Below are 18,504 nucleotides of genomic sequence, written 5' to 3' on the forward strand. Positions count from 1 at the left end.
CTACTCATACAGTAATCTAACAATTAATACGGCATTAAAAATTGCATCTTGGAATAAACCAGAGCAAAATGAGCATAGTCGTACCAAAAAATAAAAGGGCGCCTCAATTATTTTTGAGACGCCCTCTTACTATTACTATCTTATTTATAACTTCTGAATCAACCATTGCTGGTTCCTTCCTCCATTCAGGTACCACTGGATAATACCTGCGCCATTGGCAGCAGAAGCACCATTTACATCCAATGATTGACTACTGTTTTTATTGATCACTTCATAGTACCCGAACCCAATGTCGATGATCTGCCATTGTTGGTTAGCGCCACCCCAATAATCCCACTGGATAATATTTGCGCCGGCAGCAGTTGAAATACCATTTACGTCCAACGCCTTGCCACTGTTGCGATTCAGGATATTGGCGTACCCGCCTCCTACTGACGTGATTTTCCATTGCTGGTTATTACCGCCCCAATAGTCCCATTGTACAATGTTACCGCCATTGGCTGTGGAGGACCCATTTACATCCAGCCCTTTATTACTCTGTCGACAAACAACCTTATACCAGGCGTTGGGATCGAAACTACCCAACGGGATAGCAATGGCATTTCCTCCCCAGGCGTATTGCAGGCGGGAAAGGCCGGAAGTATTATTTACCGTCAACGTAGTACCGCTTAGCGTAAACAGGCTATAGCCATCCCCGTTCCTTAACGCCGGCCAATATACGCAGCCCAATCCCCTGGCCCTTACGCGATTGGTCATCCCCTGGAAATAAGCGATTCCCGGTCGCTGCCAGGTGCACCCAGGTAATCTTTACCATTGGTCATCGGGATGCCGAACTCTGTAACGATCGTACGATCGGGATAGGCCAGGCCTTCGATAGCAGATTCCCAGTCGGCCACCGTGGTTTTGTTGTTATCAAACCAGGTATAATTATGATAAGACAGCAAACAGGTATTCAGGCGGCTGTCGGCGCCCACCGCATTTACATCGGTAGCATATCCAACACCATCCAGCAATACGCGGCCATGCGGAATAGCTGGATAATTGGTTAACCATTGCGCATACAGGTTATTGAGATTGGCGGTGCTGTAACCATGCGGTTCGTTAAATACTTCGAAGTACACATTGGCCGTATTACCATACTTGTTGGTAATCGTTTGCCACATGTTCCAGAAGTCGGTGAGATTGTCTACGATACCATCGCGGGAGCTGGCGCCCTCCCAATAACAGAGGATCACGTTCATACCTTTGCCCACCGCATCATCGATAGCGCCGGTATAAGCGCCCCACCACGACTGCAATACAGAAGGTGGATTTACAGGCATACGTACAGTGTTAATACCCTGCTGCTGAAAATAGGCAAGGATATTACCTGCCTTAGCTTTAGTGGTGGCGTAGTCGTCGCCTGTACTCAAGCCGCTGGGAACCACGGCGCCATCGGCAAAATTATCGTTGGGATCGGCCCAGTTGCCTCCTTTGAAAGCAGCAGTGGAAGTAAAGGCAAGCGTTGCCTGCACAGATGGAGGCGCCACGGTACTTTCGGCCAGGGTTCGGTTCATTTCTTTTTTACAGCTCCAGGCAAAAAAGCAAAGCAACAGGATAACAACAGAAGGGTTTTTCATAAACTGGGTTTTATTGGATGTTAAGAAATATCGTGGATTGAGTTAACGGGCCGAAGTTCTGATAAATCACTGCATCGGGTACTACCGTGGCGAGCGGCCCGTTTTCCTGAACACGGCAGGTGTGCTGCCTGCATGTTGCTTGAAGAAGGCCGTAAAATAATTGGCAGATTCGAAATTCAGCTCGTAAGCAATTTCTTTAATCGTTTTGCCGGAGCCGAGCAACAGCTCTTTGGCTTTCTGTGCCCTGATCTGTTGCTGGTATTGCGCGGGCGACAAACCGGTATATTCTTTAAACATCCGCCGAAACCAGGAGTAGCTCATATGCAGCCGCTCGGCCAATGCTTCAGGGGTACAGCTGCCATCGGGGTTTTCCCGTATGAGTAGCCTGGCCTTTTCTATTTTTGCAGCTACCTCCTGGTTCTGAAACTGGAGATTACGGGTGGCAAAGTAAACAGCGCCCAGCATGTGGAGCGCAATACCGGAAATGGCTTGCTGATAACCAGGCCGTTCTTCTGTAGCCAGCGTGAGCACTTGCCTGAAAAGATCTACCAGCTGCTCATTAAATCCTACGGGATGCAATGCCGTGTGGCTGTTGAAAAAATCGTAGTGAGTCAACTGATCCGGTACTTGTCCCCGGAAGCCCAGCCAGTAAGTATCCCAGCCCGTATCTGCCGCGGGCATATAACTATGCCATTCACCGGGAAACAACAATAACATGGTTCCTTCTGCTATGTAGGTATTTTGCTGCTGCGCGTTGCTGAAATAACCGCCTCCCCGGGTAACATAAATGAGCTGGTATTCCGGCAACACTCTTCCTTTTTCGGGGTGAAACCAATAACGGGAAGGATGTTCCGGCGAAGGATACCGGCTATGGGGAGAAATGTACTGGTAGCCTACGGTGGTAACGGTAAGTCCCCAATGCATGTCTGCATCATTGACAGGGAGATATTTGATATGTGAAGCAGGGGCCTTCTTCATATATAGCAACTTACACGTGGCATATTCCGGTTGTTATATAAAAATAACGATTACTGCAGAGTATTCCGACATCCTGTCAAAAATCATACTTTTTACCTCAAATATCATAGGCCCTGACCGGTTTTTACGGGTAGTTTTGAAGGGTTTATCTCCACCATAAATTTTATCAAATGACAACTATCAAAGCAGGCCTGTTTGGCATTGGGCTGGCCACCTATTGGACGCAATTCACCCGACTGAAGGAGCGACTGGAAGGCTACCAATCACACATTGCCAGCAAATTAGCAGACAGCCATGTAACAGTGGCAGATGCGGGACTGGTAGATAATGTGGCAAAAGCCCGTTCTGCTGCCCTGCTTTTTAAAAAGGAAGATGTGAGTATCATTTTCCTGTATGTTTCAACTTATGCACTTTCTGCCACCGTACTACCGGTAGTACAGGGATGCAAAGTACCGGTGGTTATTCTTAACCTGCAACCTGTTGCCGCCATGGATTATAGCTGGTTCAACGGCCTGGGCGACCGGGGGTTGATGACGGGCGAATGGCTCGCCAATTGCCAGGCCTGCGCCGTACCGGAAATTGCTAATGTATTTAACCGGGCAGGTATCTCCTTTCACCAGGTAACCGGTACCCTGGAAGAGGAAGCTGCCTGGCTGGAAATTGCCGGATGGAAAGCCGCAGCCACCGTAGCTGCCGGCATGCGCCACAACCGGCTCGGAGTGCTGGGCCATTATTACAACGGCATGCTGGATATCTATACCGACCTTACTTTACAAGCCGCTACTTTCGGTGGACATATACAACATCTCGAAATGTGCGACCTGGCTGCCTTCCATAGCCAGGTAAGTCAAACGGAAATAGATCATAAGCTGCAGCAAATACACCAGGAAATGGAAGTACTGGAAGAATGCCCGCCACATGAACTGGTGCGCGCCGCACATACCGCCGTGGCGTTAGACAAAATGGTGGCCCATCATCAACTGGGCTCCCTCTGCTATTACTATGAAGGCACTCCGGATAATGCGTATGAAGACCTGATTGCTTCCGTGATTGCCGGCAATTCTCTCTTAACCGCCCATCGCGTACCGGTAGCAGGCGAGTATGAAGTGAAAAATGTGCAGGCCATGAAAATCATGGATCTCTTTGATGCCGGGGGCTCTTTCACTGAATTCTATGGACTGGATTTTAATGAAGACATCGTGCTCATGGGCCATGATGGCCCCGGCCACCTGGCCATCGCCGAAGGCCGCCCGCTACTGAAGCCGCTCGGCCTATATCATGGCAAACCAGGCAAGGGATTGTCTATCGAAATGAAAGTCAAACATGGCCCCGTTACCTTGCTATCTGTAGTAGAAACCGGCCATGGCCAGCTAAAACTGCTGGTAGCTGAAGGGCAGTCGGTGCCCGGTCCTATCCTCCAGATTGGAAACACCAACAGCCGGTATAAATTCCCACTGGATATTAAAACATTTGTGAACAACTGGTGTAAAGAAGGTCCCGCACATCATTGCGCCATTGGCGTAGGACATATTGCCGATAAAATTGAAAAGCTGGGACATATCCTGGGGATTGCTACCGTAAAAGTGTGCTAAAGGGACGTATTGTCGGTAATAAAACCGCTGTTTAAATAGCCTTCTAAAAAAAGAAATTGTTTTTTATACCAAATGGTATATTTTTGCAGGTACAAAGTGCAAGGGTTATGAATAAAGCGGAAAAAACCAGGCAATTCATCGTAGAAAAGACAGCACCTGTCTTTAATGAGAAGGGATATGTGGGCACTTCACTGAATGATATGACCAACGCCACGGGGTTGACCAAAGGCAGTATTTACGGCAACTTCGCCAACAAAGACGAAGTAGCCCTCGCTGCATTTGATCATAACCTGAAGCAGGTAACCACTATCATCCAGCAGGAAATGAGCAAGCACAATACCTGCCGGGAAAAGCTGATGGTATATGTACAGGTATACAGCAACTTCCAGAAACATCCGTTTCCGGAAGGCGGCTGCCCGCTGCTCAATACCGCCACCGAAGCAGATGATACCCATGCAGGGCTCCGGCAAAGAGCCGCCGATGGAATACAACGCTGGAAAAACGCTATTACCGCCCTCATTGAAAAAGGTATACAACTGGGCGAATTCCGTAAAGATGTACCCGTCGAACAAACTGCCCTAAGCATGATTGCCACCATTGAAGGCTGTATTATGATGACTAAATTAACCGGTAAAACGCATTACCAGAAAGCAATTATGCGTACCGTGGAAAAACTCATCGACGACTTATAAACATTTTTTTTCTTCAAAAATATACCGATTGGTATAAAATAAATAAACATGAAAACATCCGGTAACACCGTACTCATCACCGGCGGTAGCGCAGGCATAGGCCTGGCCATTGCCACCACATTATCCCGGCAACATAACCAGGTGATCATCACAGGCAGAAACCAGGAGAGACTGGACGCCGCATCCCGGCAGTTGCCCAATATCACCGCCATCAACTGCGATGTAACCAGTGAGCGGGCTGTCAACCAGTTGGTAAAAACAGTAACAACTGATTTTCCACAGCTAAATATGCTGATCAACAACGCCGGCCATGCAGTAGCTTACGAGTTATCGGCCAACGCCAATGCATTTGAAAAAGCAGCCGACGAAATGCTGACCAACTACCTGTCGGTGATACAGCTCACCGAAAAATTGCTCCCGCTGCTCAGCCGCCAGGAAGAAGCCGCCATCGTTAATGTATCCTCCGTGGTAGCCTTCGCCGCCTCCAAACGGGTACCCACCTATGCCGCCAGCAAAGCAGCCCTCCACTCGTACACGCAGGCCCTGCGAATGAGCGTGGCGCCCCTGCATGTATTTGAACTGATGCCTCCCCTGGTTAATACTCACTTCTCCCGGGAAATAGGTGGCAGTAAAGGGATTCCGCCCGAACAGGTAGCGGATGAATTGCTCGCTGCGCTGGCCGCCAACCATTACGAAATCCATGTAGGCGATACGGAAAAGATATACCAGTTGATGCTGTCGTCGCCCGCCAGCGCCTTGCAGGCACTCAACAGCAACTTATAAATGTGCACTATTTTTTTCTCCATAAATATACCGATTGGTATATAATCATTACATATGAAAAGGACAGTACTGATCCTGGTGGTGATCACCGCAGCGATCATGGAATTGATAGATACTTCTATCGTCAACGTGGCACTATCGCATATGAGCGGTAACCTGGGCGCCACACTGGAAGACACCTCCTGGGTCATTACTGCCTACGCCATCGCCAACGTTATCATCATCCCCATCACTGGCTTCCTCTCTGCCACACTGGGGCGGCGTAATTACTACATCGGCTCCGTTATCGCGTTTACGCTATTTTCCTTCTTGTGCGGGCAAGCCTCTAATATCTGGATACTCGTATTATTCCGCTTCCTGCAAGGAATAGGTGGCGGCGCCCTGCTATCGGTATCACAGGTAATCGTATTTGAACAGTTCCCCAAAGAAAAACAAAACGTAGCCAGCGCCCTGTTTGGCGTAGGGGTATTTGTCGGCCCTACTATTGGGCCTACGCTTGGTGGCTATATCACCGAATTTTATTCCTGGCCCTGGATATTTTATATCAATGTGCCGATAGGCATTATCGTCACTATCCTCTGCCTGTTACTACTGAAAGAACCTGCCATTCCGTCCACCCGCCGGAAAATCGACTGAACCGGCATCCTGCTGCTGGCCGTGGGTGTAAGCGCCCTGCAAACCGTGTTGGAACGCGGGGAAGCAGATGACTGGTTCGAAGCGCCCTATATCACCTGGCTTACAGTTATCGCTACATTCAGCATCCTGATTTTTACCTGGTGGGAACTGCGTATCAAAGAACCGGTAGTAAACCTGCGGGTGCTGAAAAGCAGGAACCTGAGCATTGCCGCCATTCTCACGTTTGTATCCGGCATGGGCATTTTCAGCTCTGTATTCCTGACCCCTGTATTTGCCCAGCGTTTGTTGAACTTTACGCCCCTGCAAACAGGCCTGCTGTTGCTACCCGGCGCCTGCCTGGCTATCGGCGGATTAATAATCTCAGCCAGGCTACTACAACGGGGTTTGTCGCCCGTTTTCCTCATCCTTGCCGGCATGGGATTGTTCATAGTTTTCAGCTGGCAAATGTCGCAACTCAACCAGGATGCCAGCGCCACCAGTATCAGCTGGTACCTGGTATGCCGCGGCGTGGGCCTGGCCCTGGTAACCGTACCACTTACTACCCTGGCGGTATCTGCCCTGGCACCGGCAGACATTCCGCAAGGCGCCGCACTCAACAACATGATGCGGCAACTGGGAGGCTCCTTTGGCATCGCCATCGTAAATACCTACCTGGCCAACCGCAACGCCCAGCACCGGTACGACCTGGTAAGTCACCTCGATACCAACAACCCCGCCGTGGCCAGCCGCATCAACAACTATGCACATGCCTTCATGAGCAAAGGTTTCACCACCGCCGAGGCACAGCAGCAGGCAGTAAAACTGCTGGATCATATCGTAGTAAAACAAAGTACCCTGCTTAGTTTCAGCGATGCCTTTTTGCTCGTAGGACTGATATTTCTCCTCGCCCTGCCGTTACTGTTCATTGCCTCCGGCAAAAAGAAAACAGCAGCGAACGTAGTAGTGATGGACCATTGATATTTTCGTAGGGGTGTATCCGTTAACACTGCCGCTGCAGATCAGCACAAATACGTTATATTGGTATAAAAAAGATGAAACACCTTTATATTTTGCTGCTGTTACTACCGGCCATAGCAAATGCCCAATCGCCCACCGATACGATTAAAGCCGCTGTCAACAAACTGTTTACCGCTATGCAGCAGGCCGACAGCAACGGCATCAAGGATTGTTTTGCACCCGGCGCTATGCTACAATCTATTGTAACAGATAAAACGGGCAAAACCGCGCTGCGCAATTCTACCGCGGCCGACTTTGCTACCATCGTTGGTAAACTAACACCACATAGCGCGGACGAAAGAATTGTTTTTGGCAGCATCCAGTCAGACGCCACAATGGCCGCCGTATGGACACCTTACCGCTTTTATTTCAACGGACAATTTTCTCATTGCGGGGTTAACTCGTTTCAGCTGGTAAAACTGGACGGGACCTGGAAAATACAGTATATACTGGATACACGGCGCAAGGATCAGTGCGTGGAAACGACGCCTTAAGTGTTTCTCTCTCCCAATTCTACTTTATCTACATATATAAACGCCCCTCCGCAGCAGCGGAGGGGCGTTTATTAAGAGGGAAATAGTATTGCCGGCACATAGACATGCCCCGGCTACGTTCATAACGAAATGTAATATTCGCAGCAATTAATCGATCATCTTAATTTCCGAATAGTTCAGACAGTTTCTTATTCAATTCCTCCCCACGAAGGTTCATCGCAATGATGTTTTTATTTTCGTCCAGCAGGAAGTTGGCAGGTACCGCACGGATACCGTATTGACGACCCACCTCATTATTCCAGCCTTTCAGATCGGATACATGCAGCCAGGGGAGCTGATCTTTAGCAATGGCTTCTTCCCATTTATCCTTATGATCGTCCAGTGAAATGGCCACTACTTCAAAGCCCTGGCTTTTATATTTCGCATATTGTTTGGTGAGATTTGGATTTTCCGCGCGACAAGGACCGCACCAGCTGGCCCAGAACTCTACCAGCACATATTTACTTTTGATATCCTCCAGCTTTAGTGGTTTTCCATGTACGTCCTGTTGTGTGAACTTTGGTGCTGGCGCGCCTACATGAATGGTTTTGGCTGCCAGTATACGTTGCCCTAATTCGCGGCCCTGGTCGCTCTCACGCAGACTTTTACTCATGGCATTATAGATCGGCTCTATCTTTTTTACATCTACCGGGGTGCCAGTGCCTTCTGAGAGCGCTACCATACCGAAGTACGATTGCGGATGCTGTTGGGCATACACGATCTGTGCATCAGCGCGGGCCTTCATACGCCGGCGGTATTCCACATTGATACGGCCAAAGAAGGCGGTATCCTTCTGTTGTTCCGGCGTGGCAGTACTCACCTGCCCATTGGCCCATTTATTCAGCTCCATAATAGTACCGCCAATCGCTTTGTTGTAAGCAGTAAACTCATCATATACTTTGGAGCCGCTAAAAGTGGCATTAGCGAGCGAATCGGCAGACGTGATTCTAATTTTTTCTTTTCCATAATAGAAGTAGATCACATCGCCGGTGTATACAGCTTTTTGCTTGCCGGAGCCATCATGGCTTAACGCCAGGCGGGCATAAGAGTAACCTGCACTAAGACCGGTGAAAGTAAATTTACCATTTGTAACCACGGCGCTGTCTTCCTTTCCAACACCGTTGCTCATATAGTCGATATACGCCATAGCGGGACTATTCAGCTTACCGATATGCCCCTCAATGGTAAAGGCGCCCTGCTGTGCCTGGCTGGCCAGTGGCAGCGCAACCGCCGCCAGTAATAACATTCTTTTCATCACTATATTTTTTATTTTCTTGACACAATATCTACTGGTGCACCTGGGATACCATCTACGCGACCGGTGATCACGCCATTCTTACCCACACTTACATCCAGCAACAGCACGCTGCCTTCCACTCCCGCTGTGAGGGTATTACCATCTGTACTGAGTTTTAGCATGGTCACCTTTTTACCGCCAAAGTTGGCGTCTAAGGGACGCAAATCTTCATTCACCGGGTTGTACCGGTAAATCTTGTCATTGGAAGTAAAGTAGAAGATATCTACCGCCGAACGCTGCCAGCGGCTGTTATTCGTCAACAAAGCAGCCCCCTTGAAGATACGTTTACGTGTAGGCTTTATCGTGCGTAAATCATAGTTACTCATATCTACAGTAAACGTATATTCATATACGTTACCATCTGTCGATTTGTAGTAGGCGTATGAAACGCTGGGGATCGCCTGCATGAACAACAGCTCTCCTGTTCCAATATTGGTAGGGTTGAACGCGGAGCCCACCACCTGGTAGTCGCTACCCATAAAGTTGCCACCGCCATCGAAGGTCACAAAACCATGACGGATAGTATCAAACCCGAAGAAGAAATTGTAACGGCTGTAGAAAGGCGCCAGGTAATAGTTACCGGTTTGCATGCTGGAAAACTTGCCAAAATCCGGTGCGAATGGCGCCGTAGAAGTAATGCTCAGGTACAGCTTTCCATTAACGATGCCGGTAGGCACCCCTTGCGCACCGCTGAAGGCCTGCGTTTCCATCGGTGTTGGCGGATTGAAAAACTGCGCTCCGAAATAGCGTTTACGCAGCATGGTGCTACCGTCGATAATCACGCTTTGTTTAGCGGGATCTTTACAGATCACCCAATAATCTTCTACCGTATTTTCCTGGTAGGCCAGCGGTTTGGCAAACAGCTGCACGGGGTTAACCGGCAGATCCTCATTATGCAAAGCATGATACAGGTCTGCATTTACGGAACTGTCGGGCCGGATAAACGACAGGCGGGTAACGCCATTATCTACGCTCAATACCGTAGCACCTTTTGAAAACCGGGTACCACCATCGATCTTAAACTTATAGAAATATTTGATACCATTCCGCTGGTCGGTCACCGTTAGTTTGGCGTTCCGCACCATGGGTTTCAGGTTATAAACAATCCGCAGCGGATAACCGGTATAGTGGTCGCTCCTGGCTTCTTCCGCTACCAGGATATCCCAATCGAAAAACAGGTCTTTAGCGGGATCCCCATCTGCCAGCGATACACCCGGGCGTATGATCAGCGAATCTCCCACAATGGCATTTACAGTGCTATCGATAAGCCCCGAGATAACCGGTTCTGCAGGCGCATGGTACTTGTAATTCCCCAGGTCTTTCTTGCAAGCCATCAAGTAACAGACCGATATTGATAAGAGAACAATTAATCTTTTGCTCATAGTAATATTTTTAGAAGAGAACTTGTTCCCCGTTTTCATCAATAAACACATACTTGTTGGCCGACTGATAGAACTTCAGGAGAAAACGCTTGGCAGGCGCGGCTTTGCTGAAGAAGTCATAGTCGCCGGTATTGTCGTTTCTTTTCTCCAGTACATACCCCGACTCCGGATGTTCAGATACCCATGCCATAGGATATTGCAGCAGGTACCTGGTATTGGCGATATAATACAGGGTTCTCGGAATTTCCATGTACCAGTCCGGGTAGGAATTAGCAATGACAAGGTCCGTAGTACCGCTGCTGATGAGGAACAACTGGTGTTTTACCCGGGAGTATTTACCCATAGAACCTGCCCACGACGACCACCACGCCGGCTCTTCCAGGCGATTGGAATACAATATGCGCTTAGAGCGGATAGGCACAGGCAAATTGGACGCGAAGTCGGTACCGCCGGATATCCGGATAGTGAGATTCACCGACTTATTCACCAGTGCAGTGTCAGTATTAAGCAGGATCACCGGAATACGGGTAGTTCCTGAATCTGCCGGCATGGTATACGTCGATTTCAGCGGCTCGTAATGTTTGCCGGCCACGGCGGTAGTAGCGCTATCCACTGCTGCTACCGAAAAGTGCCGGTCCTGGTGGGTAGCTTTTCCGGAGATGATGACCGGCACCCAAATGGTATCTTTTTCCAGATCCGGGTGATAGGCAAAGGAATAAACAAGACTGTCTGTATTTGTATAATTCAGGTAGATATTATCCCTGGTCAGATCGTAAGGCGCAATACTCTCCTTTTTACAGCTGAATAACAGGCAGGCAAGAATAATGATGATATTTAATCTTTTCATGGTGTGCTTGTTAATTGTTTCTGTATGCGTTTTCATCATCCGGTAACGGCAATACGAAAATGCTGTTCGATGGTTGTCTGGAATTGGTGGCATTGATAGTCACCGCATGGTGCAGTCGCTTGTACATGAAAAAGATCTGGCTCTCACCGTAAAATTCTTTCCTGGCTTCTTTTATCAGGAGATCAATAAAAGCTGCTTTGCTGGCCACACTGCTCACCTGGTACCCGATGCCGCGGGCGGCACGTACCTGGTTAAAATAATTCAAAGCGCGTTGAGGATCTTTGTCGTAGCTCGCTTCCGCTGCAATGTAATAGAGCTCCGACAGCCGGACGGCCGGTGCTACTAACGGATGAATGTTAGTAAGCGGCTGCGCATTCCGGTAATATTTCTGCAATACGGCACGGTCAGGTCCCCCGGTGGTGGAAGCGGTATTGAGGAACCATTGTTTCAGTCGCCAATCCTCCGCACCCACAGTACCGATTTCATAAATATCATTCACCTGGTCGGCAGTGCCGCTATAAGCAGGATTTTGCTGGGTGAAGCGAGCCTGCAACGATTCGATGACACCTTGGTTGTCCGTATACCAGCAGCCGATCAACTCCTTGTAAAAGATCCGGTCGCGCAGCTGGATGTCTGTCTGGAAAAAGTCTTCCTGCCGGGTGAAAGGAAACTTCGCAGACGATATCACTTCTACTGCATTGTTCAATGCATTCGTATAATCGTTCCGGTACAGATACACACGCGACAGCTCACCGCAAACCGCATAGTAGTTCAGCCTGTGCCGGCGGTTCTGCATAAACAGATCCGCATTTTTCAGTTCGGTCGCTTTATCATCGCCCGGGTAACCAACGGTATAGGCTGTATTCTTGATTGGGTCCCCCTGAAGGAGGTTCTTCGCCGTATTGAGATCCCGCAATACACTGTCGAGTGCTGCATTTACGGGCGAGAATGGCGTAGAAGTGGTGCCCACCCGGGTAACATATGGAATGCCCTTCTGCGTAGCACCATTAACATAAGACGGAGCAAACAGGCGCAGCATATCGAAGTGCAGATATGCGCGCAGCGCCAGCGTCTCTCCCTTAATCAACCGGTAATTGCCCGGACTGAACAGGGTAGTGTCTTTATCAATAGCCTGCAACAGGTAGTTACAGTTGGCGATAGCCTTGTAGGCATTACCCCACACATCGTTTACCATGCCTTTCACCGCGCCGCCGGTATAAACGAAATTGGCAATATCCTGGTTGGTAACGTCGCTGAAAGTATAGTTCTGCCCCAGTACATCCAGCATGTTGTAGGTAAGCTGACCGCCATAGAGCGACTGACTGGCGCAAAGCGTGTAAATGCCATTGAGCGCCTCTTTGAAGCCTTGTTCTGAATTGAACAGCTCATCCCGGTCTACCTGCGTTTGTGGCTTTATATCCAGGAACTTCTTGCAGGAAATCATTGATGCACCCAGGCTCAGTATTACTATTAATTTCTTCATGATCATGGCTGTTTAGAAGGTAGCAAGGATAGAACAGGTAAGACTTCTCGCAAACGGATAATCTATTCCCCTTTCCTGTTTTACACTGGATATGTGGAGAATGTCATTCATGGTAACTGCTCCACGCAGCGATTGCAGGCCGATGCTTTTGGCAACACCTTGTGCCAGGTCGTAGGAGAAGTAGAGCGATTGCAGCTCCAGCAGGTTTTCTTTCTGCACAAACCTGCTGCTGGCATAGGTCTGGCTAAGATCTGTGATGTTCTTATACAAGGCCCGATCGCCCGGTTGCTGCCAGCGCATGGTCAGCGCCCTGCTGTCTACGTTGAAGCGTGGATCCGCATTTTCGATCCTGTCCACCAGCGTTTGGTTATACATGTCGCCGCCAAATCTGTAATGGAAGCTGAAGCTCATCATCCAGCGTTTCCAGGTGATATTACTGCCGAAGAAGCCCTCTGCTTTCGGTGTGTAATCGCCGATGGGGCGTGTATAGGCTACATCGTAGTCGTAGGTGAGACTCCCATCTGGTTTTTCGTAGATCTCCCGTCCGTTCTGCGGGTCAATACCGTGTGATTTTACACCGTAGATCGTGTTGTACGACTGTCCTTCTGCAAAACGCAACAGTGGCTTACCCTGTGCGCCTTTGTTCGGATCCATCTGGTAGTTATTAACACTTTCATTGTAAGCTTTCAGCGCATTGGAAATTTTAACGATCGTATTGGTATTATGGGCCAGGTTACCGGTGATGTTGATGTTCAGGTTTTCTTTGCGGAGGGCGTTGATAGTTACATATAGTTCGTAGCCTTTGTTGGCCATATCACCCAGGTTTTCCTTGTAAGTGGAAAAACCGGTAGAAGGCGCAATATTGATATCTGTCAACAGTCCTTTGGTCAGCTTATAATAATATACCGGCGTAAGGATAATCCTGTCCTGCAAAAAGCCGATCTCTGCGCGGGCTTCGTAGTTGGTCGTCTTCTGCCATTGCAGGTTATCATTACCATAGCCATTTACAATAGCGCCGATACCGGTAGAATACCAGTTGGAAGTCTGGTAACTATAGGTAGTTCTGGCGAGGAAAGGAGGGAAATCCACCGACCCGGTTACGCCGGTAGTACCGGTCAGTTTCAACCTCGACAGGAAAGGCAGGCTGCCTTTGAACCACTCTTCATTATGTACATTCCAGCCAATACCACCGGACCAGAAAGGCGCAAACCTTTTATTGGCGCCGAAAGCAGAGGATCCGTCCAAACGAACAGCTGCGTCAAAGAGGTATTTATTTTTGTAAGAATAGCTGCCGCTGAAGAAGGAGCCGATCAGGCGTCTTTCATCCACGTTGCCACTCGGTGCTGCGTTAGGCGTATAGGTACGGGCAAAGGCGATGCTGCTGAACTTATCGTTGGAGAAGCCACGTGCCTGGAAGCCTTTGTAATCATTGGTAGCAGAGGTAACGTTAGCGCCCAGCACCGCGTTGATAGAGTGCTGACCAATCAGTTTATTATATACCATGCGGATGTTACCATCCAGGTTAAGAGCGCGTGTAGCAGTGTAATCATAGGAGCCTTTGTTCATGGCCTGTTCCGGAGGATCCAGGTAAAACGCATTACTGAAAGGGGAAACAAATTTATCGGTGGTAGACTTAGTACTGTTCAAACTCAAGAGGCCTATTACGCGTAAGGCGGGCGTAATGCGCCAGTCGGCCGAAAATGCATCGATCAATTCCAGGTAATCTGATTTGTCGAAATTTCCCAGGCTGGCTTCATACAGCGGGTTCAATACCGGTACATTCTTGTATTGGCTACTGCCCGGCTGATGCGTATCCACGCGCCAGTTGGCAATTTCCCGGATCAGTTTACCATCATCTCCATAAATAGGATAATAGGGATTCATGGCCACATACGTGGCAAAGTCGCCGTAGTTGGAGTTACGGGCATTCACCTGGGTAACGGTCAGGTCGTTTCTCAGCACCAGCCTGCGGTTTGGATTGTACGTAAAACTCATGCCGCCGCTATAGCGGTTACGGCCAGAGTTTTTCATCACACCGGGATCTGTTTGATACCGGAGGTCTACACCATAACGGAAACTGGAATCGCCGCCTTCTACGTATACAGAGTGCTTCTGTGAGTAGGCGTTGCGGAGCGGTTGCGACAGCCAGTAGCTATTTACGCCGCTCACTACATTTTTCAGTTTTGAATAGTATTGCTGATCCAGCTCGTCTTGCGTGTTGGCGGTGTTGTTTTTGGAAGAATATAATCCTGCGCGTCTTTCATATTCCAGCTTGTCGGTGGCGTTGAGCACACTGTAGTCGCTGAGATCCGGGGCGGTAGCCTTCATCTCGGCATTATAGGATAATCGCAGGCGGCCGGGTTGTGGCGCTTTGGTGGTGATCACAATAACACCGTTGGCGGCACGGGAACCATAAACCGCTGTAGCAGCAGCATCTTTCAGGATGGTAACGCTGGCAATGCGGTTAATGTCCATGTCTACCACTTTTTGCAGGGGCACCTCAAATCCGTCCATGATGAATACCGGCAGGTTGTAGGAGCTGGAGAGATTGTTCCTGTCCAGTATCTCGCCGTTAGGCATGGCGGTAGTTCCCCGGATGTTGATCTTGGGCATGGCATTGGGATCGGAGCCGAACAGGTTGTTGTCGGCTATCCGGAACGAGGGATCAAAGGAGGCAAGGCCTTTGAGCATATTCTGTGGATTGAGGCGCTTCAGGTCTTCTCCTTTTACAACGATGGCGTTACCGGTGTAGTTGTCTTTTTTGATCACCTGGTAACCCGTTACCACCACATCGTTCAGGGAGCTGGCTTTGGGCGACAGGATGATGGTTTGGTTGCGGATTGCGCGGACGGGCACTTCCTTGGTGCTGTAACCTACGCTGGTGAGTATGAGCACATCGCCGGGGTCGGCGCTGATGCTAAACTGTCCCTTGTCGTTGGTCAGCGCCCGCGCGGTGGTGTTTTTTACAAATACGGAAACCGCAATCACCGCTTCTTTGGTAAGGCTATCCACTACTTTCCCGTAAACAAGGCTATCCTTTACGGCACTGCTGCTGGAAGGCGCTCCATGGTCTGCACCATTTCCGGCAGTGATGACGATCGTTTTGCTGACGATGGTGTAGCTCAGGTTGAATTTCTTCAGGCAGGCCTGCAAAGCCGCATCGAGGCTGGCATTTTTCAGTTCAACATCTGTTTTGAGTGAGGCAGGATTTACGTTGCCCTTGTAGAAAAATGTAAAGCCGGTTTGTTTTTTGATGTCGCTGAAAATGGTTTCCAGCGTTGCGTTGTGCCTGCTGATGGTGACAGACTGGCTGGCTGCGCGCACCGGCAAATAAAGTAATACGATCAGTGGCAGCAGGATCCACGATCTGAAAGGTGAGCGCAAGCGTTTCCCTGCCCTTGCCGCGAACGACAAAGGAGGACAATGAAACTTAAATTTCATGTTGGTCGGATTTAGTCGATAAAATGAGCGTATAAACGCCGGCTGATAGCTGATACTACTGGTGGCATCCGGCGTTATCGCATACTGGTTGATTTGATAAGTTGGTTTTAGATGATTATTCGTTCATACATACAATCTTGAAATTTTAGTTGACAGTGACGGCGCTATGACCGCATTAATTTTTATTGGTAACCGTGATAACGTTGTCTTTTACGTCGAATGTAATACCGTTGATCTCCAGTATTTTTAAAACATCTTCCAGTTTGCTGCTCCTGGATATTTCCCCGAAAAATCTTTCCTCCGGTATATGGCCACTGTACCTGATCTGCACGTTGTACCAGCGGGCCACATCGCGCATCACAGATGGCAGGTTATCGTTTTTAAAGGAGAACAGGTTGTTGATCCAGGCCGTTTCCTTTTCTGTATCTGCGGTGATCGTCCGGATGCTATTGCCGGTACTTCCTTCGCAGATGGCCTGCTGACCGGGTTGGATCACGACTGATCCGTCATTGTGGCTCACCTTCACCGCCCCTTGCAGGAGGGTGGTTTTAGACAGCCCATCTTCCGGGTAAGCGTTTACGTTAAACACTGTGCCCAATACCTGTATAGACTGCTGCCCTGCCTGTACCACAAATGGCCTGGCCGGATCGGCAGCAATGTCAAAGTAGGCTTCGCCAGTCAGCCTAACCGTTCTGTTGGCCGCGCCAAAAGCGGCGGGATATTTCAATGTACTGGCTGCATTCAACCATACCGTGGAATTATCCGGCAGCACGATTTTGAACTTCGTGCCTGCCGGTGTGGATAATACATTTTGCTGGTCAGGATCACTTTTTTCAGTGGATGTGGTTTTATATAGTAAGGTGCCGTCTTTTTCTTTGGTGATAATAACTCCCTGCTGGCTGGCGATCTGTCCTCCGGCAGCGGTATCGAGTGCTATCACGGTGCCGTCGGCCAGGCGGAGCGTGGGCGCGCCGGTGGCATACACCCTTGCCTGCTGCCGTTGCGATGTTGGCTGTTGGCGCAGGAAGAATACGGCGCCTGTACCGATCACGGCTATGATAGCTGCAGCTGCCGCCCATCGCCATAACGGCATGCGCTTCCATCGTGTTGGCGGTGCTGCGGCCACTATTTCGGCATCTATCCTGCTTTTCAGCGTGGCTTTCATGTCCCCATAGGCCAGCTCATTCTCCGTTGTGATCAGATCTTCTTCTGTATCATGTAAGTCAAACCAGGATTCCAGGAACGCGATCTCTTCACCAGTGGCGTTTCCCGTCCTGAATCGATTTAGCATTAATTTGAAAAGTTCCCGCTCGCGGTTATCCATCATGGCCTGTTTCTATTAGTATGAGTAGAAATATTCAAATCCGCCCACGCAGATAATAAATATTTTTAATTTATATATGAATAGGGCGTTATTTCATAGTCAATAACAGGGCAACGTGCAGTATAATCAGCGACTCCCGCAATTTGGCCAGGGCCCTGCCCATCTGGTTCCTGACGGTCTTCTCTGACACGCCCAGCTGTTCCGCGATCTGCTGTGTATTGCGCCCTTCCTGGAAGCGCAGGTTGAAAACCTGTTTTTGTTGCGCGGGCAGCGTATTGGTAAGTGCTTCAAACGCTGCCTGAAATTCCTTATACAGCACATGCCCATCAGCCAGGCCATAGCTTCGCAGCTGGTCCTCACTATCATCCGGCAAGTTGCCATACCGGCTTTCCTTTTCCATTTGCCTGAAAACCCCATTGCGCGTGGCTATACGCAGATACCCGGGAAGATTATCAATGGGAGTGGCCTTTTCCCTGGTCCATAACTGAACAAATACGTCCTGCGCTACATCCTGCGCCACATCTGCATTACGTATACGCTTGAAAGCGATGTTGAAAACATCCTTCCAGTAACGGTTATATAAAACGTCGAAAGCAAGCCCATTCCTTCTGCCGATCTCTGCTAAAAGGTCCTGGTCATTTGCATGCAGTAATTCATCCCTCCCCATAATTGACCATAAAACTAAAAATAGTTTCGGTTTGTAAAAGGATTCTTTGTTTTAATGGTGGTATGCAAATGTTAACCGGCGACAAACGGTCCCTGGTCTAAAAAGAAAAAAGAGGGCGTCTCAAAAATAATTGAGGCGCTCTTTTAGTTTTTAGGCACAACTAAGCTCATTATGAGATAATTTATTCCAAAATGCAATTTTTGATGCAGTATTAATTGTTGGATTGTTGTATAA

General features: G+C 49.0%; 14 protein-coding genes and 1 pseudogene. 5 read left to right on the top strand and 10 right to left on the bottom strand.

Annotation, left to right across the window (positions count from 1 at the left end; all coding sequences use genetic code 11):
- Positions 1-144: 144 nt before the first annotated feature.
- The 3 genes from HGH91_RS30715 to HGH91_RS30725 all read right to left on the bottom strand — a co-directional run bounded on the left by HGH91_RS30715 (position 145) and on the right by HGH91_RS30725 (position 2,597).
- On the bottom strand, positions 145-756 hold the full coding sequence (locus HGH91_RS30715; protein ID WP_168743068.1) for an RICIN domain-containing protein: 612 nt from the start codon (positions 754-756) through the stop codon (positions 145-147).
- The gene (locus HGH91_RS30720; RefSeq protein ID WP_168743069.1) at positions 753-1,619 is read right to left on the bottom strand and encodes a cellulase family glycosylhydrolase; all 867 of its coding nucleotides are present in this window, start codon (positions 1,617-1,619) and stop codon (positions 753-755) included. Before HGH91_RS30720 ends, HGH91_RS30715 begins: the two co-directional genes overlap by 4 nt.
- Before the next feature lie 81 nt (positions 1,620-1,700).
- Positions 1,701-2,597, bottom strand: a complete 897-nt coding sequence (locus tag HGH91_RS30725) for a helix-turn-helix domain-containing protein (RefSeq protein WP_168743070.1) — start codon at positions 2,595-2,597, stop codon at positions 1,701-1,703.
- A gap of 170 nt (positions 2,598-2,767) precedes the next feature.
- Between HGH91_RS30725 and HGH91_RS30730 the strand changes: the two genes are divergently transcribed.
- The 5 genes and pseudogenes from HGH91_RS30730 (at position 2,768) to HGH91_RS30750 (ending at position 7,790) form a co-directional block, all read left to right on the top strand.
- Complete coding sequence (locus HGH91_RS30730) at positions 2,768-4,189, top strand: arabinose isomerase (protein WP_168743071.1); 1,422 nt, start codon at positions 2,768-2,770, stop codon at positions 4,187-4,189.
- A 107-nt stretch (positions 4,190-4,296) separates the two neighbouring features.
- Entirely contained in the window at positions 4,297-4,881 is a 585-nt protein-coding gene (locus HGH91_RS30735) for a TetR/AcrR family transcriptional regulator (protein ID WP_168743072.1), read from the top strand.
- 48 nt (positions 4,882-4,929) lie between these two features.
- On the top strand, positions 4,930-5,664 hold the full coding sequence (locus HGH91_RS30740) for an SDR family oxidoreductase (protein WP_168743073.1): 735 nt from the start codon (positions 4,930-4,932) through the stop codon (positions 5,662-5,664).
- A gap of 54 nt (positions 5,665-5,718) precedes the next feature.
- Positions 5,719-7,257: pseudogene (locus HGH91_RS30745) on the top strand (DHA2 family efflux MFS transporter permease subunit).
- A 74-nt stretch (positions 7,258-7,331) separates the two neighbouring features.
- Positions 7,332-7,790 carry a nuclear transport factor 2 family protein gene (locus HGH91_RS30750; protein ID WP_168743074.1) on the top strand — a complete coding sequence of 153 codons (459 nt, stop codon included), beginning with the start codon at positions 7,332-7,334 and terminating at the stop codon, positions 7,788-7,790.
- A gap of 160 nt (positions 7,791-7,950) precedes the next feature.
- On the opposite strand, the gene HGH91_RS30755 is transcribed toward HGH91_RS30750, so the two are convergent.
- The 7 genes from HGH91_RS30755 to HGH91_RS30785 form a co-directional block, all read right to left on the bottom strand.
- Positions 7,951-9,084: a TlpA disulfide reductase family protein gene (locus tag HGH91_RS30755; RefSeq protein ID WP_168743075.1), complete on the bottom strand. Its 1,134-nt coding sequence runs from the start codon at positions 9,082-9,084 to the stop codon at positions 7,951-7,953.
- An 11-nt stretch (positions 9,085-9,095) separates the two neighbouring features.
- Positions 9,096-10,460 carry a PKD-like family lipoprotein gene (locus HGH91_RS30760; RefSeq protein ID WP_168743076.1) on the bottom strand — a complete coding sequence of 455 codons (1,365 nt, stop codon included), beginning with the start codon at positions 10,458-10,460 and terminating at the stop codon, positions 9,096-9,098.
- Positions 10,461-10,518: 58 nt separating this feature from the next.
- Entirely contained in the window at positions 10,519-11,355 is an 837-nt protein-coding gene (locus HGH91_RS30765) for a DUF4843 domain-containing protein (protein ID WP_168743077.1), read from the bottom strand.
- Between the two features lie 10 nt (positions 11,356-11,365).
- On the bottom strand, positions 11,366-12,838 hold the full coding sequence (locus HGH91_RS30770) for a RagB/SusD family nutrient uptake outer membrane protein (RefSeq protein ID WP_168743078.1): 1,473 nt from the start codon (positions 12,836-12,838) through the stop codon (positions 11,366-11,368).
- A gap of 12 nt (positions 12,839-12,850) precedes the next feature.
- The gene (locus tag HGH91_RS30775) at positions 12,851-16,279 is read right to left on the bottom strand and encodes a SusC/RagA family TonB-linked outer membrane protein (protein ID WP_168743079.1); all 3,429 of its coding nucleotides are present in this window, start codon (positions 16,277-16,279) and stop codon (positions 12,851-12,853) included.
- A gap of 175 nt (positions 16,280-16,454) precedes the next feature.
- Entirely contained in the window at positions 16,455-17,606 is a 1,152-nt protein-coding gene (locus tag HGH91_RS30780) for a FecR family protein (RefSeq protein ID WP_211092492.1), read from the bottom strand.
- 85 nt (positions 17,607-17,691) lie between these two features.
- A complete protein-coding gene (locus HGH91_RS30785) occupies positions 17,692-18,270 on the bottom strand; it encodes an RNA polymerase sigma factor (RefSeq protein ID WP_168743081.1) in 579 nt (192 codons plus the stop codon).
- Positions 18,271-18,504 lie beyond the last annotated feature (234 nt).

Source organism: Chitinophaga eiseniae (genome assembly GCF_012641265.1).
GTDB lineage: Bacteria > Bacteroidota > Bacteroidia > Chitinophagales > Chitinophagaceae > Chitinophaga > Chitinophaga eiseniae_A.